20 protein-coding genes and 3 tRNA genes are annotated in these 23008 nt (G+C 66.1%); 16 read left to right on the top strand and 7 right to left on the bottom strand.

Annotated features, from left to right (window positions below; translation table 11 throughout):
* The first annotated feature begins 38 nt into the window (after window positions 1-38).
* The 8 genes from dnaN (at window position 39) to ABZ824_RS11615 (ending at window position 11160) form a co-directional block, all read left to right on the top strand.
* Window positions 39-1214: a DNA polymerase III subunit beta gene (dnaN, locus tag ABZ824_RS11580; protein WP_355073428.1), complete on the top strand. Its 1176-nt coding sequence runs from the start codon at window positions 39-41 to the stop codon at window positions 1212-1214.
* Between the two features lie 243 nt (window positions 1215-1457).
* Window positions 1458-2738, top strand: coding sequence for a DNA replication/repair protein RecF (gene recF, locus ABZ824_RS11585; RefSeq protein ID WP_356963231.1), 1281 nt, complete (start codon window positions 1458-1460; stop codon window positions 2736-2738).
* Window positions 2739-3087: 349 nt separating this feature from the next.
* Window positions 3088-3657, top strand: a complete 570-nt coding sequence (locus ABZ824_RS11590) for a DUF721 family protein (protein WP_356963232.1) — start codon at window positions 3088-3090, stop codon at window positions 3655-3657.
* A gap of 128 nt (window positions 3658-3785) precedes the next feature.
* Entirely contained in the window at window positions 3786-4697 is a 912-nt protein-coding gene (locus ABZ824_RS11595; protein ID WP_356963233.1) for an alpha/beta fold hydrolase, read from the top strand.
* A gap of 311 nt (window positions 4698-5008) precedes the next feature.
* Window positions 5009-7054, top strand: a complete 2046-nt coding sequence (gyrB, locus tag ABZ824_RS11600; protein ID WP_356963234.1) for a DNA topoisomerase (ATP-hydrolyzing) subunit B — start codon at window positions 5009-5011, stop codon at window positions 7052-7054.
* 70 nt (window positions 7055-7124) lie between these two features.
* Window positions 7125-9641, top strand: a complete 2517-nt coding sequence (gene gyrA / locus ABZ824_RS11605; protein ID WP_355073421.1) for a DNA gyrase subunit A — start codon at window positions 7125-7127, stop codon at window positions 9639-9641.
* 39 nt (window positions 9642-9680) lie between these two features.
* Window positions 9681-10865, top strand: a complete 1185-nt coding sequence (locus ABZ824_RS11610) for a DUF3566 domain-containing protein (RefSeq protein ID WP_356963235.1) — start codon at window positions 9681-9683, stop codon at window positions 10863-10865.
* 221 nt (window positions 10866-11086) lie between these two features.
* Window positions 11087-11160 (top strand) — tRNA-Ile (locus ABZ824_RS11615).
* A gap of 191 nt (window positions 11161-11351) precedes the next feature.
* On the opposite strand, the gene ABZ824_RS11620 is transcribed toward ABZ824_RS11615, so the two are convergent.
* Both ABZ824_RS11620 and ABZ824_RS11625 read right to left on the bottom strand, forming a co-directional pair.
* On the bottom strand, window positions 11352-11543 hold the full coding sequence (locus ABZ824_RS11620) for a hypothetical protein (RefSeq protein WP_356963236.1): 192 nt from the start codon (window positions 11541-11543) through the stop codon (window positions 11352-11354).
* Between the two features lie 154 nt (window positions 11544-11697).
* Entirely contained in the window at window positions 11698-11913 is a 216-nt protein-coding gene (locus tag ABZ824_RS11625) for a hypothetical protein (RefSeq protein ID WP_355073416.1), read from the bottom strand.
* A 419-nt stretch (window positions 11914-12332) separates the two neighbouring features.
* On the opposite strand from ABZ824_RS11625, the gene ABZ824_RS11630 reads away from it, so the two are divergent.
* Window positions 12333-13052, top strand: coding sequence for an LppP/LprE family lipoprotein (locus tag ABZ824_RS11630; protein ID WP_356963237.1), 720 nt, complete (start codon window positions 12333-12335; stop codon window positions 13050-13052).
* A 62-nt stretch (window positions 13053-13114) separates the two neighbouring features.
* Here the strand turns inward: ABZ824_RS11630 and ABZ824_RS11635 are convergent.
* Together ABZ824_RS11635 and ABZ824_RS11640 are read right to left on the bottom strand one after the other, a co-directional pair.
* Window positions 13115-13187, bottom strand: a tRNA-Ala gene (locus tag ABZ824_RS11635).
* Between the two features lie 109 nt (window positions 13188-13296).
* The gene (locus ABZ824_RS11640) at window positions 13297-13545 is read right to left on the bottom strand and encodes a hypothetical protein (RefSeq protein WP_356963493.1); all 249 of its coding nucleotides are present in this window, start codon (window positions 13543-13545) and stop codon (window positions 13297-13299) included.
* Between the two features lie 309 nt (window positions 13546-13854).
* Here ABZ824_RS11640 and ABZ824_RS11645 point away from each other — a divergent pair.
* The 4 genes from ABZ824_RS11645 (at window position 13855) to ABZ824_RS11660 (ending at window position 16905) form a co-directional block, all read left to right on the top strand.
* Window positions 13855-13927 (top strand) — tRNA-Ala (locus ABZ824_RS11645).
* 197 nt (window positions 13928-14124) lie between these two features.
* Window positions 14125-14970, top strand: coding sequence for a ParA family protein (locus ABZ824_RS11650; protein WP_355073412.1), 846 nt, complete (start codon window positions 14125-14127; stop codon window positions 14968-14970).
* Window positions 14970-15761, top strand: a complete 792-nt coding sequence (locus ABZ824_RS11655; protein ID WP_355073410.1) for a hypothetical protein — start codon at window positions 14970-14972, stop codon at window positions 15759-15761. The genes ABZ824_RS11650 and ABZ824_RS11655 overlap by 1 nt, the downstream gene beginning before the upstream one ends.
* Window positions 15762-16440: 679 nt before the next feature.
* On the top strand, window positions 16441-16905 hold the full coding sequence (locus ABZ824_RS11660; RefSeq protein ID WP_356963494.1) for a C40 family peptidase: 465 nt from the start codon (window positions 16441-16443) through the stop codon (window positions 16903-16905).
* Between the two features lie 34 nt (window positions 16906-16939).
* On the opposite strand, the gene ABZ824_RS11665 is transcribed toward ABZ824_RS11660, so the two are convergent.
* The gene (locus tag ABZ824_RS11665) at window positions 16940-18124 is read right to left on the bottom strand and encodes a hypothetical protein (RefSeq protein ID WP_356963238.1); all 1185 of its coding nucleotides are present in this window, start codon (window positions 18122-18124) and stop codon (window positions 16940-16942) included.
* Window positions 18125-18168: 44 nt separating this feature from the next.
* A complete protein-coding gene (locus ABZ824_RS11670) occupies window positions 18169-18873 on the bottom strand; it encodes a YoaK family protein (RefSeq protein WP_355073406.1) in 705 nt (234 codons plus the stop codon).
* Between the two features lie 224 nt (window positions 18874-19097).
* Here ABZ824_RS11670 and ABZ824_RS11675 point away from each other — a divergent pair, with 224 nt between their 5' ends.
* From ABZ824_RS11675 to ABZ824_RS11685, 3 genes are all read left to right on the top strand, one after another.
* Window positions 19098-20036, top strand: coding sequence for an acyl-CoA dehydrogenase family protein (locus ABZ824_RS11675; protein ID WP_356963239.1), 939 nt, complete (start codon window positions 19098-19100; stop codon window positions 20034-20036).
* Between the two features lie 829 nt (window positions 20037-20865).
* Entirely contained in the window at window positions 20866-21867 is a 1002-nt protein-coding gene (locus tag ABZ824_RS11680; protein ID WP_355073403.1) for an ATP-binding cassette domain-containing protein, read from the top strand.
* Window positions 21864-22712 (top strand): ABC transporter permease, encoded by an 849-nt coding sequence (locus ABZ824_RS11685; RefSeq protein ID WP_355073401.1) that lies wholly within the window; start codon window positions 21864-21866, stop codon window positions 22710-22712. The genes ABZ824_RS11680 and ABZ824_RS11685 overlap by 4 nt, the downstream gene beginning before the upstream one ends.
* 15 nt (window positions 22713-22727) lie before the next feature.
* On the opposite strand, the gene ABZ824_RS11690 is transcribed toward ABZ824_RS11685, so the two are convergent.
* A complete protein-coding gene (locus ABZ824_RS11690; RefSeq protein WP_355073399.1) occupies window positions 22728-22940 on the bottom strand; it encodes a hypothetical protein in 213 nt (70 codons plus the stop codon).
* Window positions 22941-23008 lie beyond the last annotated feature (68 nt).

Raw genomic sequence — 23008 nt, forward strand, 5'->3', positions numbered from 1 at the left:
ACAACAGATCACGGAACCGGGAGAGGACAGATCGGGCGATGGAGCTTGCAAGCATGAAGTTTCGGGTCGCCCGCGAGGATTTCGCCGAGTCCGTCGCCTGGGTGGCGCGCAGTCTTCCGTCCCGGCCGCCGGTTCCGGTACTCGGCGGTGTGCTGCTGGTCGCCGACGAGGACGGCTTGACCGTCTCCGGCTTCGACTACGAGGTCTCCGCACAGGTACGGGTCGCGGCCGAGGTCGCGGGTCCCGGGCAGGTGCTGGTCTCCGGTCGTCTGCTCGCCGACATCACCAAGGCGCTGTCCAACAAGCCCGTCGACGTCTCCGTCGACGGCACGCGCGTGCTGATCACCTGTGGCAGCGCGAAGTTCTCCCTGCCGACCATGCCGGTGGAGGATTATCCCCAACTGCCCGAGGTGCCTCAGCAGACCGGTGCACTGAGCGTGGATGTCTTCGCCGAGGCGGTCGGTCAGGTCGCCGTCGCCGCCGGCCGCGACGACACCTTGCCCATGCTGACCGGTATCCGGGTGGAGATCGAGGGATCGCAGGTCGTGCTCGCGGCCACCGACCGGTTCCGCCTCGCCGTCCGGCACATCGAATGGCAGCCCGCGCGCGCCGATATCGAGACTTCGGTACTCATTCCGGCCAGGACGCTGTCGGAGGCCGCCAAGACGCTCGGACCCTCCGACGCGCCCGTCCAGCTGTCCCTTGGCACCGGTGCGGGGTCGGACGGCCTGCTCGGCATCGTGAACGCGGGCCGCCGGACCACCACCCGCCTGCTGGACGCGGAATTCCCCAAGTTCCGCCAATTGCTCCCCAAGGAGCACACCTCGATCGCCACCCTGGCCGTCGCCGCGCTCACCGACGCCATCAAGCGCGTCGCGTTGGTCGCCGAACGCGGCGCGCAGGTGCGGCTGGAGTTCTCCGCCGACGGCCTGCTGCTGTCGGCGGGCGGCGACGATGCCGGCCGGGCCGAGGAGTGGCTGGAGGCGGATTTCCGCGGCGAATCCCTGACCATCGCGTTCAATCCCGGCTATCTCATCGACGGCCTGTCCGCGCTGCACGCCGACCGGGTCACCTTCGGCTTCACCACGCCGAGCAGGCCCGCCGTGCTGCTGCCCGCGTCGGAGGAAGAGCCCGAGGTACTCGACTCGGGGACGTTCGCGGCGCTGTCGAGCCCGTACATCTATCTGCTGATGCCGGTCCGGCTCCCGGGCTGATCGCCTGTGCACGATCTGGTTCCCGGCGGATCCGCTCCGCGTGATCCAGCGCGGGTGAGCGGTGCCGTCGCTGGAGAATTCCCAGCGACGGCAGAGAAATCGGTCTCCGCAAAGCGGAGGATCCACTTTATCCACAGGTGTTCCACAGGGGTATGGCTCGCCGAGCGGCATGCGCAGGACGCGCCAGCAATGCTTCCACCGGCGGAAATGTCCGCTTCGACGCAGGCAGGGGCGCGATAGCGGATGTTCGTCCGAGCTCTGTCGCTGCGTGACTTCCGCTCGTGGGAGCATGCCGAACTGGAATTATCCCCAGGTCGAACCGTTTTCTTGGGATCGAACGGCAACGGCAAGACGAACCTGCTGGAAGCGATCGGCTACCTGGCCACGCTCGGGTCGCATCGCGTCGCCACGGAAGCTCCGTTGATCCGGACCGGGACCGAGCGCGCCCGGATCGGCGCCACGGTGGTCAACGCCGGCCGCGAGCTGCGCATCGATGTCGAGCTGAATCAGGGCAGTGCGAACCGCGCGCAGATCAACCGCTCGCCGGTCCGCCGGACCCGGGAGATCCTGGGGATCCTGCAGACGGTGTTGTTCGCCCCGGAGGATCTCGCTCTGGTCCGCGGCGATCCCGGGGAACGCCGTCGATTCATGGACGAGTTGTGCACAACTCGCCTCCCCCGGCTGGCCGCGGTCCGCAGCGACTACGACCGGGTGCTGCGCCAGCGCTCGGCGCTGTTGAAAACCGCTGGGCGGCAGGCCAGGTCGAAGGCCGACCTGAGCACTCTGGACGTGTGGGACGGGCACCTCGCCGAGCATGCGTCCGTCCTGCTCGTCCAACGGCTGCGTTTGGTGCACGATCTCGCGCCCTATCTCGCCCAGTCCTATGCGTCGATCGCCCCCGAATCCCGGCCCGCGTCGATCGCGTATCGCAGCGCCGCGCTTCCCCCCGAGTTGCTGGATCCGGCCAGGCCTCCACGCCCGGAGGACACCGAGGAGCTCGCGGCGATCATGCTGCGTGAACTCGCCGCCGCGCGTCCGAGGGAACTCGAACGTGGTGTCTGCCTGATCGGTCCGCACCGCGACGACCTGGACCTGATGTTGGGCGATTCGCCCGCGAAGGGGTTCGCCAGTCACGGCGAGTCCTGGTCGTTCGCACTGGCTTTGCGCTTGGGCGCGTTCGAGCTGCTGCGCGCCACCGGCGCCGAACCGGTCCTGCTGCTCGACGACGTGTTCGCCGAGCTCGACCGGCGTCGCCGCGCCGCGCTTGCGGCCGTCGCCGCGAGCGCGGAACAAGTGCTGATCACAGCGGCCGTGCCGGAGGACGTGCCCGGCGAACTCGCCGCGCTGCCGCTGCGCGTCGAGACGGCGGGTGGCCCCGACGCCCGCGTTTCGCGGATCCTCGCCGAGGATCGGTCCGGCAGCGGAGGTTTCGACGACAAACAACGGCAGGACCACGCCACGCCTCCGGCAGCCGAGGGCGAACGTGATCCGGTCCCCGGATCGACGGAATCGCGGGCGCCCTAGCCATCCACAGGCGAAGTGGACAGAATCGCCATACACCGCCCCGGTCCACTACAGTGACCTCTCGTCGGGATCGTCGATCGAGTTCTCAACAGTGGAGACCGATTCCCCAACACCTGTGGAAAACTCGTCCGGTCACGCTTGCCCGCTTCCCCGAAACCTCACCCAGCAACAGCTGAGCAAGTCGTCGAACTTTGCCGGAAAAAGCCAGTTTGGGCGGGGAACAGAGCGTCCAAACCGCTGCCTGCGGCAGGCAGTAGGCAGGATTCTCGATGCAGGCAACCTTGTGCGACGGCTGGGGACAACTCGATCGAAGCTGGGGACAAATCATCGGACGCGGAGAAAGAGGGCGATGAGCGATCAGCCTCCGGAGCCCGGATCCGCCGAATCCACCGGACCGGAACCCGAACTGCGCGGAATCGACCTGGCCCGGCGTGCCCTGGAGGAAGCGCGTGCGGCGGCACGGGCGAGCGGAAAATCCGTCGGTCAGGGGCGTTCCTCGCCTCAGCGCAGGCTGCGAACGGGTGGCCGCAGACGAACCGGATGGTCGGGCGCGGGTCCGGACGATCGCGATCCACAGTTGTTGTCCAAGCTGGCCGGCTCCATCGCCAGGAGCCGCGGCTGGTCGGGCCGAGTCGCCGAGGGCATGGTCTTCGGTCGCTGGGCGGGCGTGGTCGGCGAGGACATCGCCGCGCACGCCACACCGGTCACCTTGAAGGACGGCGTATTGAGTATCTCCGCCGAGTCGACCGCCTGGGCGACGCAGCTGCGGATGCTGCAAAGCCAGATCCTCGCGAAGATCAATGCCGCGGTCGGGCAGGGGGTGGTGACCTCGCTGAAGATCTCGGGGCCCGCTGCGCCGAGCTGGCGCAAGGGCGAGCGTCATATCAAAGGTCGCGGACCGCGCGACACCTACGGATGACCACGGTGGCCAGTATCTGATACTGAGTGTTACGTTTATTCGAGGCGTTTCACGTGGAACGCCCCGGTTCGACGTCCCATCGGAAGCGCACGGCGTCGGATCGAAGCGTCCGCGCAGAAGGAATCTCGATGACGATCACCACCTCGGTCGGCCCGTTCCCCGCGACTGCGACCCGGACGGTTCACCGAGGCGACGTCGAGCTCGCGGTCTACGAGTGCGGCAATCCCGAGGGTGTTCCGGTACTACTGATCCATGGTTGGCCCGATACTCATCTGCTGTGGAGCCGGGTGGCGGGCCTGCTCGGCGGCCGTCATCGCGTGATCGCCTTCGACAACCGGGGCGCGGGGAGCAGTTCGGCGCCGGAAGCGGTCGAGGCCTACCGGATCGAAGAGCTCGCGGCGGACGTCCGCGCGGTCATCGCCGCGGTCGCGCCCGGTGAACGGGTGCACGTCCTCGGGCACGACTGGGGATCGGTGATCGGGTGGGAGTTGGTGGCCGCTACGGACGCCGCATCCGTCATCGCGTCCTTCACCTCGGTTTCCGGTCCGAATCTGGATTTCCTCGGCGCCTATCTGCGTGGACCGCTCACCTCGGCGCGGCTGCGCGGCGCGCTGACCCAAGCCGTGGCCTCGGCCTACACCGTCGCCTTCCAGATCCCCAAGCTGCCGGATCCGGCACTGCGCGTGTTGTCCAGCCGCTGGCCGCGATTCCTCGCGTTCTTCGACGGCCTGGACCCCGCGCTGGTAGAGACGGCGCCGACGCTGCGCACAGATATGGTCAACAACCTGAAGCTCTATCGAGCGAATATCCGGACCCACCTGCGTCATCCCCGACCGCGCCCGATCGAGGTGCCCGTCCAGTTGATCGTGGCCACCGGCGACCGCGCCGTGCGGCCCGTGGTGAACGCCGAGGCCGACCGGTGGGTGCCGCATCTGAGCCGGGTCGAGATCCCGGCGCGGCACTGGTCGCCGATCTCACATCCAGCGGAGCTGGCGCGCCACACCGCCGCGTTCATCGCTCGGGTCGACGCCGCTCGCTGATCCCGGGTGCTCGAAGGGTCGCCCTGCCAACGCATCTCTCAGCCCACTTCTGATGGATCGAAACCGGCGGGAGGCGGAACCGAGTCACCGAATTCCGATTTCTCGCATCCACGCCGCCGTGAGGGGTGTCGGAGGTGGGTTGTAAGTTGGCTGTACCAGTAGGATGGTGACGTAACTAGCGGCGATACCTTCGGCGCGTTCCGCACAGTCCGCGCGTGGACCCTAATTCTCCAGCAGGCATCACCAGGGCCCCACGTGTGCTGTCCGATCGCTCTATGCCGGGATCAGCAAGTAAGGAGAGCTACCGACCAGTGGCTGCCAAAGACTCCAACGCATCGGGTTCGACCAGAGCGACCGGGAAGCAGGACTACGGTGCCTCCTCCATCACGGTTCTCGAGGGACTCGAGGCGGTTCGCAAGCGTCCGGGCATGTACATCGGCTCCACCGGTGAGCGCGGTCTGCACCACCTGATCTGGGAGGTCGTCGACAACTCCGTCGACGAGGCGATGGCCGGATACGCGACGAAGGTCGAGGTCACTCTGCTGGCCGACGGCGGCGTCGAAGTGATCGACGACGGCCGCGGCATCCCGGTGGAGATGCACGCGCAGGGTATCCCGACCATCGAGGTCGTCATGACCCAGCTGCACGCGGGCGGCAAGTTCGACTCCGAGTCCTACGCGGTGTCCGGTGGTCTGCACGGCGTCGGCATCTCCGTGGTCAACGCGCTGTCGACGCGGCTGGAGGCCGAGATCGACACCGGTGGCTATCACTGGACCCAGGAATACAAGGACGCGAAGCCCGGCAAGCTCATCCAGGGCGAGCCGACGAAGCGGACCGGTACCACCATCCGGTTCTGGCCGGATCCGGACATCTTCGAGACCACCACCTTCAACTTCGAGACCGTCGCGCGCCGGTTGCAGGAGATGGCGTTCCTGAACAAGGGTCTCACCATCGTCCTCACCGACCAGCGGGTCAGCGACACCGAGATCACCGACGAGGTGGTCAGCGAAACCGCCGAGGCGCCCAAGCACGCCGAAGAGGGCGCAGCGCCCGCCGAGCACAAGGTGAAGTCCCGGACCTACCACTACCCGGGCGGTCTGGAGGACTTCGTCCGCCACATCAACCGGACCAAGCAGCCGATCCACAACTCGGTCGTCGCGTTCACCGGTAAGGGCACCGGCCACGAACTCGAGGTCGCGATGCAGTGGAACTCCGGTTACTCGGAGTCGGTGCACACCTTCGCCAACACCATCAACACCCATGAGGGCGGTACGCACGAAGAGGGCTTCCGCGCGGCGCTGACCACTGTGGTCAACAAGTACGCCAAGGACAAGAAGCTCATCAAGGAGAAGGACGGCAACCTCACCGGTGACGACATCCGGGAGGGCCTGGCCGCCATCGTGAGCGTCAAGGTCGGCGAGCCGCAGTTCGAGGGCCAGACCAAGACCAAGCTGGGCAACACCGAGGTGAAGTCGTTCGTGCAGCGCACCTGCAACGAGCACCTCACCCACTGGTTCGAGGCCAACCCGGCCGACGCGAAGACCATCGTCAACAAGGCGGTGTCCTCGGCGCAGGCCCGCGTCGCCGCGCGCAAGGCCCGCGAGCTGGTGCGCCGCAAGTCCGCCACCGACCTGGGCGGACTGCCCGGCAAGCTGGCCGACTGCCGGTCGAAGGACCCGAGCAAGTCCGAGATCTACATCGTGGAGGGCGACTCCGCGGGCGGCTCGGCCAAGTCCGGCCGCGACTCGATGTACCAGGCGATCCTGCCGCTGCGCGGCAAGATCATCAACGTCGAGAAGGCGCGCATCGACAAGGTCCTCAAGAACAACGAGGTCCAGTCGATCATCACCGCGTTCGGCACCGGCATCCACGACGAGTTCGACATCAGCAAGCTGCGGTATCACAAGATCGTGCTGATGGCCGACGCCGACGTCGACGGCCAGCACATCTCCACGCTGCTGCTGACCCTGCTCTTCCGCTTCATGCGCCCGCTGGTCGAGCACGGGCACGTCTACCTGGCGCAGCCGCCGTTGTACAAGCTGAAGTGGCAGCGCAGCGAGCCGGAGTTCGCCTACTCCGACCGGGAGCGCGACGGCCTGCTGGAACGCGGTCTCGCCGCGGGCAAGAAGATCAACAAGGACGACGGCATCCAGCGCTACAAGGGTCTGGGCGAGATGAATCCGAAGGAACTCTGGGAGACCACCATGGATCCCAGTGTCCGGGTGCTTCGTCAAGTGACGTTGGACGATGCGGCCGCGGCCGACGAGTTGTTCAGCGTGCTGATGGGCGAGGACGTGGAGGCCCGCCGCAGCTTCATCACCCGTAACGCCAAGGACGTCCGCTTCCTCGACGTGTGACCTGCCCGAGGCGCCGCCGATGGCGGTGGCGCCCGGCAGTTTTCGCACGTCAGCCCGTTAAGGAGACTTCATGACCGACATCACCCTGCCGCCGGACGGTGCGGGCGACCGCGTCGAACCGGTCGATATCCAGCTGGAGATGCAGAACAGCTACATCGATTACGCGATGAGCGTGATCGTCGGCCGCGCGCTACCCGAGGTGCGCGACGGCCTCAAGCCGGTACATCGCCGCATTCTCTACGCCATGTACGACAACGGGTACCGGCCTGATCGCGGATACGTGAAGTCCGCGCGCCCGGTGTCGGACACGATGGGTAACTACCACCCGCACGGCGACTCGGCGATCTACGACACCTTGGTGCGTATGGCGCAGCCGTGGGCGATGCGCTACCCGCTGGTGGATGGCCAGGGCAATTTCGGCAGTCGCGGTAACGACGGCGCGGCGGCCATGCGTTACACCGAGTGCCGCCTCACGCCGCTGGCGATGGAGATGTTGCGCGAGATCGACCACGAGACGGTCGATTTCGTCCCCAACTACGACGGCAAGACGCAGGAACCGGTGGTCCTGCCGAGCCGCGTGCCGAACATGCTGATGAACGGCAGCAACGGCATCGCGGTCGGCATGGCGACCAACATCCCGCCGCACAACCTGACCGAGCTCGCCGCCGCCATCTACTGGGCGCTGGACAACCACGCCGCCGACGAGGAGGCCACCCTCGCCGCGTGCATGGAGCGGATCAAGGGCCCGGACTTCCCGACCGCGGGCCTGATCGTAGGCACCCAAGGCATCCACGACGCGTACACCACCGGCCGCGGTTCGATCAAGATGCGCGGTGTCGTGGAGATCGAGGAGGACAATCGCGGCCGCACCACGATCGTCATCACCGAGCTGCCCTATCAGGTCAACACCGACAACTTCATCAACGCGATCGCCGAGCAGGTCAAGGACGGCAGGATCGCGGGGATCGCCGACATCCACGACGAGTCCTCCGACCGCGTCGGCCTGCGCATCGTGGTGACGGTCAAGCGTGACGCCGTCGCCAAGGTCGTGCTGAACAACCTGTACAAGCACACCCAGCTGCAGACCAGCTTCGGCGCCAACATGCTGTCCATCGTCGATGGCGTGCCGCGCACGCTGCGCCTGGACCAGATGATCCGGTTCTACGTCAACCACCAGTTGGACGTCATCGTCCGGCGCACCAGGTACTTGCTGCGCAAGGCGGAGGAGCGGGCGCACATCCTGCGCGGCCTGGTCAAGGCGCTCGATGCGCTCGACGAGGTCATCGCGCTGATCCGCCGCTCGGCCAACACCGACACCGCGCGCACCGGCCTGATGCAGCTGCTCGACATCGACGAAATCCAGGCGACCGCGATCCTGGACATGCAGCTGCGGCGGCTCTCGGCGCTGGAGCGGCAGAAGATCGTCGACGATCTGGCCAAGATCGAAGCCGAGATCGCCGATTACAAGGACATTCTCGACAAGCCGGAGCGGCAGCGCGCGATCGTGCGCGACGAGCTGGCCGAGATCGTGGAGAAGTACGGCGACGATCGGCGCACCCAGATCGTCTCGGCGGACGGTGACGTGGCCGACGAGGATCTGATCGCTCGCGAAGACGTGGTCGTCACGATTACCGAGACCGGTTATGCCAAGCGCACCAAGACCGATCTCTACCGCAGCCAGAAGCGCGGCGGCAAGGGCGTGCAGGGCGCGGGCCTCAAGCAGGACGACATCGTCAAGCACTTCTTCATCACCTCGACGCACGACTGGCTGCTGTTCTTCACGAACAAGGGCCGGGTCTACCGCGCCAAGGCCTATGAACTGCCCGAGGCCAACCGCACCGCGCGCGGCCAGCACGTGGCCAACCTGCTGGCCTTCCAGCCGGACGAGAAGATCGCCCAGATCATCCAGATCAAGTCCTACGACGACGCGCCGTACCTGGTGCTCGCCACCAAGAACGGCCTGGTGAAGAAGTCGAAACTGACCGACTTCGACTCCAACCGCAGCGGCGGCATCGTCGCGGTGAATCTGCGCGACGAGGACGAATTGGTCGGCGCCGTGCTCTGCTCGGCCGACGACGATCTGCTCCTGGTCTCCGCGCTCGGCCAGTCGATCCGGTTCTCGGCCACCGACGAGGCGTTGCGTCCGATGGGGCGCGCCACCTCCGGCGTGCAGGGCATGCGGTTCAACGACAGCGATGAGTTGTTGTCGCTCAACGTGGTCCGCGCCGGCACATATCTGCTGGTCGCCACGTCTGGCGGTTACGCGAAGCGGACCGCGATCGAGGAGTACACCGCGCAGGGCCGCGGTGGTAAAGGTGTATTGACCATCCAGTTCGACGCGAAACGTGGCACCCTGGTCGGGGCGCTCATCGTCGACGACGAAGATGAGTTGTACGCGATCACCTCCGGGGGCGGCGTCATCCGGACGGCGGCTAAGCAGGTTCGTAAGGCTGGACGACAGACCAAGGGCGTGCGATTGATGAACCTCGCCGAGGGCGATACCTTGCTTGCGATCGCGCGCAATGCCGATGAGCCCGATCCCGATCAGGTCTCCGGTGGCGGCGACACCGGCTCCTCCGAGAAGTAACCCAACAGCGGCGGCAACGAACGGATCTAAGGATTCCCATTGACCACTCCGAATCAGCCGAATGACGAGCGGCACCAGACGAACGGTGTGACCGAGCGGATCGCACCGTCACCGATTCCGCCGCGGCCGATCCCACGGCCGGTCGCCTCGGCCGAGAACGGTCAAGGCCAGCAGAGCGGCGGCCAGCCGGGCGGTCACCCTGGTGGCGGCCATCCCGGTGGGCCGCAGCCGGGTGGTCCGCAGGGCCAGTCGAACGGGCCGCAGTCCGGCGGTCATCCGGGTGGCCAGCCGGGCAACCAGCCCGGAGGCAACCAGCCGCGCGAGATCCGCGATCCGCAGGTCGCGCAGCAGCAGGGCGCGCCCGACCAGGTGCCCGGAGGCGACGGCCAGGATCGCTTCGACCAGAAGACGACCCGGATCCCCAATCAGGCCCCGCAGTCCGCGCCCGAGAGCGAGGACAAGCAGCCGGTGGGCGCCGCCAATGGCGGACAGCAGTCGCCGTATCAGGACGGGTGGGCGCAGCTGCCGCAGCGGGAGCCGCAGTCCAACCTGTACCGCCCGGGGCAGGCCCCGGTCACCGGCCGCCCGACCTCGGGCGGTGCGGGCGGCGGCCTCGGCGGTAGCACGTCCAACGCGCGTACCACCGCCGACTTGGCCGCCAAGGCGGCGCGCAAGGAAGCGGCGATGGTGAAGTCCGTCGGCATCGACGGCCCCACCCGCAGCATCGCGCGGCCGGAACTGATCAAGGACATGCCGGACCTGTCCGAGATCCGGCATCCGCTGCCGCAGACCGAAGCCGCGGGCCAGCAGTCCGGGCCGGTTTCGCCCGCGGTTCCGGTCGCGGTCGCGGCGGTCGCCTCCGGCGAGCCGCTGCGGGCCACCGTGCAGATCCGTCGCATCGACCCTTGGTCGACGCTGAAGATCTCGCTGGTCATCAGTGTGGCGATGTTCTTCGTGTGGATGCTGGCGGTCGGCCTGCTGTACATCGTGCTCGAGGGCATGGGCGTGTGGGAGCGGCTGAACAACACGTTCACCGACATGGTGTCCCAGGACAGCGGTTCGGTGGGACTGATCGACGCGGGCACCGTGTTCGGGTACGCGGGCGTGATCGGCTTGATCAACGTCGTGCTGTTCACCGCGCTCGGCACCGTCGGCACCTTCATCTACAACCAGTGCTGCGACCTCGTCGGCGGCATCCAGGTCACCCTGGCCGACCCCGACTAGTCCCGGAACGTCCAGACGGCCGGTACTCGCCCAATGGGCAGAGTGCCGGCCGTTTTCGGGGATGCTGTCGCCTGATGGACTGTCATACCGGCGGCACTGGACAGCGGCTGTCGCTGCCGCCGCAAGTGCGCCTCGCTAAGGCTTCTACCAGCCGTTTTGGTTCAGTGGATAGGTGTTGTGTAGTCTCTACACGTCGTTGTTCATGCAAACAACACAACTACGGGCCTATAGCTCAGGCGGTTAGAGCGCTTCGCTGATAACGAAGAGGTCGGAGGTTCAAGTCCTCCTAGGCCCACCTCCCTCAGTGCCAGGTCAGGCGCCATTCCGGTCTTCTCGAGCCGATCTACCGTTGCGTCATCAACCGGCCGTCCGCCGTTCAGCGAACTTCGCCGCGTTCCCTGTAGACCCGGCGCGTCCGCTGCTTCACCCCGCGCTCCAGGGGCCGAGTACCGCACCGTCTACTCGGCGCTGATGCGTCAAGGACTTCTACGCCGATTGGCTGATGAAGCACCACAAGGCGAGGGCGGGGTGTGGGTCACAAAGCCCGCCAGCGACGGAGTCGGTCGGTGCCGGGGTGAAGGCCTCGAGCGGAAGGGGTTCGGCCGTGGCGGCGCCGGCGCCGACAAGGGTCGCGGCACTGATCAGGGCGCCGACGAGGATTCCACGCAGTGTGGACATCTGAAACTCCTGAAACGCTGGTTGGTAGCGATTCATGTGAGAGCGGGGTCATGTCGCCTGGGCGAGACCGCCGGGGGCACCGTCGTCCGGCAATCGCCGGTGCCCTGCGCACACGCCGGTCGGTCGTCGAAATCCCGGCCGCGCTCTCGGGGTTCTACTGGCAGAACTGGGGGCCCTGGTTCATGAGCATCAGCTTGATGATGGTGCAAAGGATTCCCGACGACGAACCGCTCGCCGAGCCGCTGTCGCCGGCGGCGATCGAGGACACAGACGGAGTGGGCTGCGAAGTCTCCGCCTGCGCGGTTGCGGCAGGTGCCAGCACAGCCACGGTCAAAAGCGCGCCGATGGTGAGCCGAGTGATTCGAGTCATGTCGAATCTGCCTTTCTCTCTTCGGTTTTCGGTCCGCTCAGGCGTACCGCCAAGTCCATCGGCGACTCCACTTCCGCCGTTACAGCGGTGTTATCCAACGACCGTTCGCCCTCCGAACGCTGCGCCGGCCCAGAATGACCTCCTGCGGGACGGTGTTCTGGGCCTGGGCGATTTCCTGGAGGGCTCGCGCGTGCCCGAGATGTCTCCGCGTATCGGCACTTGCTGTTCAGACCGGAGACTCCCGCTGGACGCACCCCTGTAACACCACGGGCCGTCGGTCCGACATCTCTGACAACAGTTGAGGGACAAGAACATTCGTCGCGCTGCGAGGCCGCAACGCGTCGCTTCGGCGCGCCGGTGATCGAGGCACGAACGAATATCGAAACCGAAGCTCGGTCAGCAATTTCGAGGGGTGCGCAATGAACGTCAGACTATCGGCTGTGCTGTCGATCGCGGCCACCGTTGTGGTCGCAACCACCGCGTGCGGGACCGACTCGAGCACATCGGCCGGGTCCGCGACGTCGGCGGGAAGTACGACCACCGCGTCATCGGCGGGTCCGGCGGCGACGCGGACAACAGCGATCGGCGAACAACCGGGGGCGCCGCCACAACCGGGAGGGGCACCACAGCCGGCGACGGCGCAACAACCGGCTCCCGGGGCCACCGCGGTCCCGGAACCATCCGTCGCGGCGACGTCGTCTCCCGCTACGCAGTCGGCGCCGGAAGGTAGCGGCCACGGCCTGTGCTTCGACGTCAACTCGGCGCTCGCGGCGTCCTCGGTCGCCACGTTGGCCGCGCCGCCCGGTGGCGGGTCGTGGACGATCCAAGGGGCGAGCGAGGATCCCATCGCGGCAGGATGTTCCGGGGTGCTGTCGTGGATGACTGTGGAATGGCCGGGAATTCATCCCGGCACACACGTTCTCTTCTTCACCGGCGGGAAGTATCTCGGGACCGCGAGCGCGCGGCCATACGGGTACACGACAGTTCTGGGCAAGACCCGCGACACCGTGTCCGTGCAGTACCGCTGGCCGTTGAAGGACGACGCGCTGTGCTGCCCGCAAGGAGGACCGAGCGTCGTGACATTCACCCTGAACGGCACCACCGTGCAGGCGAACGGGCAGTTCCCGCCGGAGAACTGAACGGTCCACACCGGAACCACACGAAAAAGGCTCACGCTCCGCGAGCATGAGCCTTCGACGAGTGGAGCCTAGGGGAATCGAACCCCTAACCCCTGCCTTGCAAAGGCAGTGCTCTGCCAATTGAGCTAAGGCCCCGCGCGTACATACGCCTGCAAAACGTTACCTTCTCGCCGCTGAGATGGTCAAAACGGCAGGTTGTCGCGTCAAGCCGAGCGCCGTCGGCCGCGCCCCGGGTGACGCCCGGTCAGGCGGCGCGCTCGAGCACCTCGGCGAGGGAAGGCAGGGGGCGTGAGCAGATCTCGTCCGCCTCGTCGGCCGGAACGCCGAACATCCGAAGCAGGTCTTCGATGACCTGATCGGTGGCGGCAGCGTCGTCACGGTCGGGGTGATCGGGCAATAACCGGCCGAGACACAGAGCGGCTCCGGCCACGATCGTCATGGCCAGGTCGGCGTCCGGTGTGCGGAAACGGCCGATGCGAGCGGCGGCCTCGATGTCGCGGCGAGCGCGCGGTGCGAGTCCCTTCGGGGAGCGTCAGGCCGTTGTTGAGCAACACCCTTGCTCAGAGTCGGGATTCTCCGGTGTAGCCTCGATGACGATAATTCATTGTTCAGTCTTGACGAATCCATCAGTGATCCGGCTCGGGTCTTTCTGGGCGGGCTTCGGGCACCGCAGTAGGGTGGAAGCCATGAAACTTCTTCTCACCGCCGGTGTCGTGGTTCTGGTTCTCTTCGGCATCTCCAAGCTGCGCCAGCGCAGCGACGCGGACATGTGGCACGAGGTGACCACCCGCTGATCCCGGGAGGGGCCTTAGCTCAATTGGCAGAGCACTGCCTTTGCAAGGCAGGGGTTAGGGGTTCGATTCCCCTAGGCTCCACTGATGACCTGAAACGCTTCGTTCCGGTGCGGCGGCCTACCGCTGGTGCGTTGGTGTACGCACCCGAGCTTCGAGGCCGATACGGATAACGGGCGTCCCCCCGACGAATTTCGAGTCGGCAGCAGCGGTAACACGGGCTCGCCGTCCCGGTGGGGTGGTGAAATTTCCGACCGGATAGCCGGAGCCTTTGTGTCCAATTGGACACAGAGCGGCAGCGGCACAGCCGCGACAAGGCGCCGCAATCAGACGATATTCGTCGATACTGTGCCAGACTGGCCCGGCACAGTAATACACTCCTCACCCTCGGAGGAACGTCAATGACGAATTCTGTTGCGCCACTCGAATTGCCCGAACCTCTGGTCATCACGCTGGGGAATCTCAAGGGCGGTGTCGGCAAAACGACATCAGCGTTCTTCTTGGCGAGCTACTTCGCTTCTGTTCACGAACTGCGGGTGCTGGTGATCGACGCCGACCCGCTCAGCCAGACCGGCTACTCCTGGTACCGGCGGCTGGTCAAGGGGGGCATCGAAGTGCCGTTCCATCTGGTCGCGTTCCCGTCGCGGCATGTCGGCGACTGCATAACGGACAATGCCGCCGATTTCGACGTCATCATCGTGGACGCCGGGGGTGAGTCGGCCGATATCTTCAAGGCCGCTGTTCCGGAGAGCGACGAGCTGTTGCTGTTGACGAGTGTGAGCCCGTCGGAAGTCAAACGCGTGCCGAGTACGTTCAAAGCCGCCGAGGAGGCGGCGGCCGACACCGACCGGGAAATCCGGGTGCGGGTGCTGATGACCAAAGTCCCGGTGATCATGAAGAAAGGCGTCAATGTCTCGACCGAATACCGTGCGCAGCGGGGCCATTTGGAAAGCGCGGGCTACGACGTATTCGATTCCTATTTGAGCGCCTGGAAATGGTATCGGGAGGCGGCCGACGGGGAGGTGGGGGAGGGCGCCGAGAATCCGATCGAGGATTTGGGCGAGTACCGCAAGGTGGGCGACGAGCTGCTGAGCGCGTATCGCGCCCTGCTGGAGGTGCCTGCCTGATGCCTCCACAACGCAGGAAGGGTTCGATCGGCGGGGCGAATCCGCTATCCGACGGGGCCGAGCACACGCCACCGGTGTCCCCGCTGCGCGACGCCGAATGGCGGCGGTCGAAGCCGGCCGTGAGCCCGAATGTCTTGACCATGCCGGTGCCGGACGCGGGTGACGGACCCCTGAGCGACCGAGAACGGGCGCAGTTGACGGCGTGCGAGTCGTCGATCGACACGCTGCGGATCGCATTCTGGGCCGCCGGGCGTGCGCTGCAGATCGTGCGGGACGGCAGGCTCTATCGCGACAGCCACGAGACGTTCGACGACTACGTGGAACAGCGGTGGGATATGCAGCGGTCGTACGCGCACAAACTGATTCGCGCTTGGCCGCTCGCCGCGCGGCTGCAGCCGGTCGCGCCCGCGATCAACGAGGGCCAGGTCCGCGAACTGCTGCCGGTGGCGGCCGAATACGGGGAAGACGCGGCGGTCACCATCTACACCACCGTGGCAGCGGGTGCCGACGTGAAGGTCACCGCGGGAAAGCTCCGGCAGGCGGTGGCCCTGCTGCCCGAACGCTATGACGAAGAAGTGGTGGTCGAGCGTCTCCAAGCGTGGCTGCGCGGCGAACTGCCGGGCGACCCGACCGATCGCTCCGCCGACATCTTCACCGCCATGGAATCCCGGCTCGCGGCGCTGACGAAGCGCGTGGTCAAAGGATCCAGCGACGACCCACGCGCGGCGCGCGAATTCGCGGCCAAGCTCCGTACGATCGCCGAGCAGATCGAGGAACAGATCACCGCGTGAAATCGCAGTCGGCGACGGCCCCGCAGCGGAATGTTTTCCCTGCGGGGTCATTGCGTATAGGGGGAACGAATTGCGAGACGCGGAATTATCGTTGCGGGTGCCGGAACGAGTTATTATTTCGTTATGGAAATAAAGGTGTGTTGTGCTTTACGTGATGCAAACTATGCCGAAAGGTGAATACTCGGATCGGATCCGCTGGACTGACGAAGCACCGTGATGGTTTTCGAATCAATTCGAGGTCTTTGGTGAAGTCCGTCGCGCCACGCATGGCGGCGTCGTATGGCTCCGCCGGAGGCCGGCGATATGAGCATCGGAGGACCGCATCATGGCATCATCGACCGACGACCGATATATCCGCTACCTGCGACGTGCTGTGCTCTGGGCACTCGCCACCGGAGCGGCCGCATTCATCGGCGTGTTGTGCAACGCAGGGGAGGCATCGGCCCAGCCGGTGACCATTCCGGGCGTGGGAACGTTCGAGATTTCCGACTACATTCCCCTGAACAACGCCATACTCCCCGTCACCGAATCTCCGGTGACCGCGGGGTTCTCGGATATCGAGAACATCGCGAGTACCCCGGTTCCGCAGATCGAGATCGCGCCTGCCACGCTCGGCCCGGCGATCGAGTCCCCGGTTTCGGTGAAGATTCCCGTAATCGAGCTGCCGTTACCGACGACTGTGCCCGCGATCGAGATCCCCCTGATCGGCGTGCTTCCGGAGATCGAGATCCCTTTCCTCGGTGACCTCCCGCAGATCATGCCTCGGGCGCCCACTCCGCCCGCCGCGGTGATTCCGCAGAGGACCGCCGGTGAGATGGCCGTCGACGCGGCACGAACCAAACTCGGTTCCGATTACAGCTATGGCGCCGTCGGCCCAGACTCCTTCGATTGCTCCGGGCTGGTGCAGTGGTCCTACGAGCAGGCCGGCGTGGAGTTGCCACGCACCAGCTACGACCAGCTCGCCGCCGGAACGCCGGTACCGCTCGACGAACTGCGTCCCGGCGACATGGTCTCGTTCTACGGCGGAAGCCACTCCGCCCTCTACGCAGGCGACGGCAAAGTCATCCACGCATCGACATACGGCACGGGCGTGACCACTTCCCCCCTCTCCTCGATGCCGGTGACAGGCGCCCGCCGATTCTGATTCCCTCTGGTGCGGCCGCACCGCAGTTCGCAGGTCAGGGAGAGACCGCCGCCGCTTCCAGTGCGGCCAGCGTCTCGGCCTCCGGCCAGTGGCGGATTTCGTAGCGGCGAGGTGAGAGATCCGGGACCGGAGTGAGGCCGGTCAGTCCCACGACAGCATCGAACGGGACCTCGAAAAGGCGCTCCAGTTCACCTCGGTCGTCACGGCAGAAGGCGACGTAGTCGGCCTCCGGGAGCAAGTAGTCGACACCTTCCCCCCAGACGGTGATCGTGAAGGGACCGTTGTCGCCATGGCCGTACATGACCGAACCGACATAGGCGGACTCGAGGTCATAGGGCGTGAATTCCAGATCGCGCTCGACGATCTCGTTGAGAATCTGAGCCTGCGCGTCGTATTCGGTGACCGCCAAACCGCATCGGGCCCGCTGCACGGCGGGCAGGTGGCGGTGCGCGGGCGAACGATCGAGCGGAATGACCGCGCCACTGTCGTCCACGGTGTACCCCTGTGGCGAGACCGGCCGGGCCGCGTCACGGTACTGCTCTTCCACCACCTCGAAGATCGGCTCGAGATCGTCCGCGCCGGTCGCGATGATGAGCGTGTCGACATCGGGCATGAAGGCGACAGGTAGTCGGGTTCCGAAGCCGGAACCGGCGAGCCAGCCGGGGAACAGCGGCCATGATGTGCAGTAGCCGTCGCCGTCGTCGACGAATTGCAGGATGCCGTCTTCCTCTATGTCGGTGAAACTCACTATCGCGCCGAGGTTCTCGCGCGCCGCCGCGAAAACCTCCTCGGGACTCACATCCCATTCGCGCAACGACGCGTAGGTGACGATCGATCGGGTGTGTGGCAAATCGATGGCCACCATCTCGTCCACGAATGGAAACGCGGAGCGAGCGATCGGCCGCGACTCCGGTTCGACGCCCGCGCCGAAGCTGTTGGGACGCAATATCGGCCGCAGCATGGACCGCACCGAAGGCCAACCCGGTGCGGGGGTGCGTAGCTCACGCACGGCGTCGCAGTGCTGTGCGACCCGGGCATCGCGCTCCGTGGCATCGAGCTCACGCGTTTCCCGAAAGATGTTGTGCAGGTCGAGAAAAAAATCGCCGACCCGTATCGCGAACTCGTCCGGGTCGTATTCGACATCGGTTTCGCCCAGCGCCGCCAGATGCTGCATGACGAGCGCGGCGAAGGCGGCGGCTTCGTCTTCGATATTCTGCACGCCGCCACCGTAGTCGCGAAGTCCCGCGGTCACCCGGCGGTGGCTTACCGTGTGAGGGGACCGTGCCGATCCAGGTGCAGATAGGTGAAGCCGGTGACGAGCAGGCACACGACTGTCGCGGTGATCAGCATGGCCCAGCCGGCGACCAGCAGGCTCAGCAGTCCGCCGAGCAGCGCGCCGAGCGAGAAACCGGCATAGAGCAGGAAGTACCCGAGCCAGTCCGCGTAGTCGCCACCGCTGAGGTGGCGTTCGACACCTTGACCCAGCTTGACGAGCGTCCCGGTGACGTAGCTGAGCGGTATGGAGACCTCACCGTTGCGGACGAACGATGTGTTGAGCGCGCCGACGCCGAAGGCGACGAACAAGATCGGCAGCAGACCGATCGGCTTGCTGGACGTCTGGTATTCGAGCAGGTCGACGGCCGAGGCCAGCGCCAGGCAGACAGTGGTGAGCAGAGTGGGCCCGTGTGGGTGCCCGGACCAGTAGCGTCTGCGGCACCATGAGGCCACCACGACACCGGACAGGAAGGACATCAGCAATCCGGCGGCCGCCAAACCCATGTCCGATTCGTCGTGAAAGTACCCGAGGACGGCCCGTTCGGTATTGCCCGTCATGAAAGTGACGAAATAGCCGGCGGTATGCATGAACGCCGCCGCACCGATCAGCCCGGCGAGTGCCGCCAGCACCCAGGACAGTCTGGCTTCGGAGTCGAAAAGTGCCTTCTTGCGATCTTCTTCCAGTTCCGGCACAGGTCGAACTCCTTCCGGTACGGCGCGGCAGTTCAGTCAAGCAGGCTCGTCGACGGAATCGGCCCACGCAGGGCCGACCGTTGCTCATAGATCGCCGGCATTCCGGGCACGTTCCGTCGACGCATGCTCCCACGCGATATCGAAGCGCCGTTTCACCCTGGTCGGCGGGCCGTCGTCCGCACCGAGCCCTCTCGAGCGAGTCGCTGCTCGGTTACCGTGCTGAGGTGGATACTCTGCTCGACTTCCTGCTGACCGAGCCGGTGGCGGCCGCGCCGCTCGATGACGTCGCCGCGGCGTGGACGCGACATCGTGTGGCGGCGAATCGTTTCGAGCAGCCGGTGGAGGTGTCGATCGCGGGCGGCTTCGGAGCCGACCGGCTCGGCTTCGCCTTCCTGTCCGGTTATCAGGAAGCGCTGCGGACGCTGATTCCCGACCTGCCGGACGACGAACTGGTCGCGATGTGCGCCACCGAGGAAGGCGGCGGTCACCCCGCCGCGATCCGCACCACGCTCACCGAGCGGGACGGGGTCTGGCTGCTCGACGGCACCAAGTCGTTCGCGACCATGGGCTCTTACGCGCGACAGCTGGTGGTGATCGCCAGTGTCGGCACGGCGCCGGACGGGCGGAACCGGTTGCGCGCCTGCACGGTCGAGACGGGGGAACCAGGCGTGCGCCTGACCGATCATCCCGCGCTGTCGTTCGCGCCCGAGGTCCCGCACGCGTCGGTCGTGCTGACCGGCGTGCCGGCGCTGCCGCTTCCCGGTGACGGATATCTGGACTACCTCAAGCCGTTCCGGACGATCGAGGACATCCACGTGCTGGCCGCCACGCTGGGCTGGCTGGTGCGGGTGGCTCGGGTGTCGCAGTGGCCGCGCGCGAGTCGGCAACGACTGTTGACACTGGTGGCCGCCGTGCGCGGCCTGGACATCGATGCGCCGGGTGCTGCCGGGGTGCACATCGCCCTCGGCGGGGTCTTCGATTCGTTCGGTGACGTGCTGGCCGAGCTCGAGCCTTTGTGGCAGTCCGCCGACCCCGTGACACGGCAGCGGTGGGAGCGTGACCGGCCACTGCTCGCCACCGCCGGGCGCGTGCGCGCGCAACGCCTCACCGCCGCGTGGCGGGCGGTGGAACCGGGCGACGACCAAGCGGGAACAGGGGTCTGACCTGGTCTGAAAATGGGGAGCGGGCCTCGGCGAAGGGGGGGAGTTAGCCGAGGCCCGCGTAGGGTCGGCCCGGGGGGGAGGGGCCGACGAGAACGATGCTACTCGATGATGTGTGTTTGTGTGTGCGGGGGGACGGCCGCGCTCCAAGTTTTTTTGGGTGGGCTTACTTTCTGGATGCCGCATGGCAGTTGTCCCTGGCCCCTCGGTCGCCAACGCGATTCCCGCCTGTTGGCTTAGTGTTTGCCAAAACTGTTGTAAAGCAAGCGTTTCCATGGCTGTACGGCAGCATGACCTGCTGCGGATACGCGTTGTGCACAACATGCCGACCGGTCGCCGAAGAAAGGAATCCACGAGAACGTTCGGGCGTGTCCGCCATTCCGGGCGTGGTGCCGCCCGGCGCATGGACCGAATGTGTCGTACCCCGATGCGAACATGTGTTCGTGATCACCGACTGGACCGTTCGCGCGGAGCGCCCCCGCTCGCCGCGACAACGCGCATGCGAATTTCCGTCATCCGAGTACGGGGCCTCGGCGATTCGGGTAGCCCGCTACGCGCGCTCAGGTACCCGTGCGCGCGGGATCATCGAACCGGTCGCATTCCGATCCGGTACCCCCGAGCACCGACCGGATCGGAATGCGGCCTTCTCGCGTTGCACGAGTCGTCCTTCCGGGGCAGACAGGTCTCCGGAAACAAATCGGATGAAATTGTCGGCGAGCGGGACGATACTGTGCCGGGTATCGGCCGGTGATCCGATCCAGCGAATTGATCGGCGCCCGGGGCTCCTGGGGTCGCGCTCATTCGCATCGAACTCGTCAACTTCAGGAGAATCATGCCCGACGCAATAGTCGCCGAGGGTCTGGTCAAACGATACGGCCAGCTGGTGGCCCTCGACGGACTCGATCTGCGAGTCCCGGAAGGCACCGTCACCGCACTGCTCGGACCCAATGGCGCAGGCAAGACCACCACCGTCCGCGTGTTCACCACTCTGCTGGTGCCGGATGCCGGACGCGCGACGGTCGCCGGAATCGATGTGCTGCGCGATCCGCAGACGTTGCGTTCCCGCATCGGGGCGTCGGGACAGTATGCCGCGGTCGACGAATACCTCACCGGTTTCGAGAATTTGGAAATGGTGGGACGTCTTTATCACATGGGGGTGCAGCGAAGTAAGGAACGCGCGCGCGAATTGCTCGAACGATTCCGGCTCACCGACGCCGCGGACCGTCCGGTCAAGGGTTACTCCGGCGGCATGCGCCGTCGCCTCGATCTGGCGGGCGCGTTGGTCGCGAACCCTCCTGTGCTGTTCCTCGACGAGCCCACCACCGGACTGGACCCTCGTGCGCGCCTGGATCTTTGGGACGTGATCGAGGAATTGGTCGCGGGTGGGACAACGTTGCTGCTCACCACCCAGTACATGGAGGAGGCGGATCGGCTCGCCGATTCGATCGCGGTGATCGACCACGGCAAGGTGATCGCCAAGGGCACCGCGGACGAACTCAAGACCATGGTCGGCGGCGACCGCATCGAGTTGACCGTCGATCGCGTGGACAATCTCGCGACGGCCGAGGCCGCGCTGAAGAGTTTGGCGGACGGGGAGATTCATCTGGAACCGGGGTTGCGCCGGATCATCGTCCCGGTCTCCGACGGGTCGCAGGCACTGGTGGAGGCAGTGGGGCGGCTGGCCGAGCACAGCGTGCAGATCCACGACGTAGGTCTGCGCCGCCCGTCGCTGGACGACGTCTTCCTCACCCTCACCGGTCATGAGGCGGAGGCAATCGCCGCCGGTGACGCGGCGAACGACGAGCTGGGAGCTACGGAAGGAACGATCCGATGACCGCCACCGCCCCGGTCCTGGGCAGGCCCTCGCTGGGCGCGCGACTGTCCATTGTGGTCAGCGACAGTGTGACCATCGCGAAACGAAACGTCATCAAGATCAAGCGGGTCCCCGACGTCCTGATCTTCTCCACGCTCTCGCCGATCATGTTCGTGCTGCTGTTCGCCTATGTCTTCGGCGCGGCCATCGACGTCCCAGGCCTCTCCGGCGGATATCGCGAGTTCCTCATCGCGGGCATCTTCGCGCAGACCGTGGTGTTCGGTGCGACCTTCACCGGCGCCGGGCTGGCCGAGGACATGCAGAAGGGCATCATCGACCGATTCCGCTCGCTGCCGATGGCCTCGTCGGCGGTGCTGGTCGGCCGCACGATCAGCGATGTGGTGATCAACGTGGTCAGCCTGACCGTCATGTCGCTGACCGGTCTGCTCGTGGGTTGGCGCATCCGCGGTTCGTTCCTGGACGCGGTGCTGGCCTACATCCTGTTGCTGCTGTTCGCCTACGCGGTGTCCTGGATCATGGCCGTGGTGGGGCTGCTGGTGCGTGCGCCGGAGGTGTTCAACAACGCCAGCTTCATGGTGATCTTCCCGCTCACGTTCATCGCCAACACGTTCGTCCCCAGCGAGAAACTGCCCACCGTCCTGCGGGTGATCGCGGAATGGAACCCGGTGTCCGCGTTGACCCAGGCGACGCGTGAGCTGTTCGGGAACACGAGTCCGCTCGCGCCGACGCCGGATGCCTGGTCGTTGCAGCACCCGGTGATCACTTCGCTGGCCTGGGTGGTGGTGATCCTGGTGGTGTTCGTGCCGCTGGCCCTGCGTCAGTACAAGAAGACGGTCAGTCGCTGATCCGCCGCTGTCTCGTCAGTGCTCGGTCTCCACGCCGGTCTCCGCCAATGGAGTCGGCGTGGAGCCGTTGCGGGAGTATCCGATGCGCGGCGGCGCGGGCGCGGGTTCCGGCGGTTGCGGCCGCCGGGTGCGGGCCAGATAGGCCACGCCACCCGCCAGCGCGACGGCGGCGGCGAGAAGGAGCCGATTACGTGAACGCGACGAGACATGCAGGCGCCCAGAGGTCATTGGACCACTCTATGCACAGCCCGGTGATTCGCGCAGGAGGCCCAGCTCACAGCACCGTCCGGCCCAGT

Origin of the sequence: Nocardia sp. NPDC047038 (genome assembly GCF_040644075.1) — a bacterium.
Lineage (GTDB): Bacteria > Actinomycetota > Actinomycetes > Mycobacteriales > Mycobacteriaceae > Nocardia > Nocardia sichangensis.

Excerpts from the sequence above, each read along its gene's own strand:
- dnaN (WP_355073428.1), top strand. The coding sequence starts at position 39 with ATGGAGCTTGCAAGCATGAAGTTTCGGGTCGCCCGCGAGGATTTCGCC.
- recF (WP_356963231.1), top strand. The coding sequence starts at position 1,458 with ATGTTCGTCCGAGCTCTGTCGCTGCGTGACTTCCGCTCGTGGGAGCAT.
- ABZ824_RS11590 (WP_356963232.1), top strand. The coding sequence starts at position 3,088 with ATGAGCGATCAGCCTCCGGAGCCCGGATCCGCCGAATCCACCGGACCG.
- ABZ824_RS11595 (WP_356963233.1), top strand. The coding sequence starts at position 3,786 with ATGACGATCACCACCTCGGTCGGCCCGTTCCCCGCGACTGCGACCCGG.
- gyrA (WP_355073421.1), top strand. The coding sequence starts at position 7,125 with ATGACCGACATCACCCTGCCGCCGGACGGTGCGGGCGACCGCGTCGAA.
- ABZ824_RS11620 (WP_356963236.1), bottom strand. The coding sequence starts at position 11,543 with ATGTCCACACTGCGTGGAATCCTCGTCGGCGCCCTGATCAGTGCCGCG.
- ABZ824_RS11625 (WP_355073416.1), bottom strand. The coding sequence starts at position 11,913 with ATGACTCGAATCACTCGGCTCACCATCGGCGCGCTTTTGACCGTGGCT.
- ABZ824_RS11630 (WP_356963237.1), top strand. The coding sequence starts at position 12,333 with ATGAACGTCAGACTATCGGCTGTGCTGTCGATCGCGGCCACCGTTGTG.
- ABZ824_RS11655 (WP_355073410.1), top strand. The coding sequence starts at position 14,970 with ATGCCTCCACAACGCAGGAAGGGTTCGATCGGCGGGGCGAATCCGCTA.
- ABZ824_RS11680 (WP_355073403.1), top strand. The coding sequence starts at position 20,866 with ATGCCCGACGCAATAGTCGCCGAGGGTCTGGTCAAACGATACGGCCAG.
- ABZ824_RS11685 (WP_355073401.1), top strand. The coding sequence starts at position 21,864 with ATGACCGCCACCGCCCCGGTCCTGGGCAGGCCCTCGCTGGGCGCGCGA.
- ABZ824_RS11690 (WP_355073399.1), bottom strand. The coding sequence starts at position 22,940 with ATGACCTCTGGGCGCCTGCATGTCTCGTCGCGTTCACGTAATCGGCTC.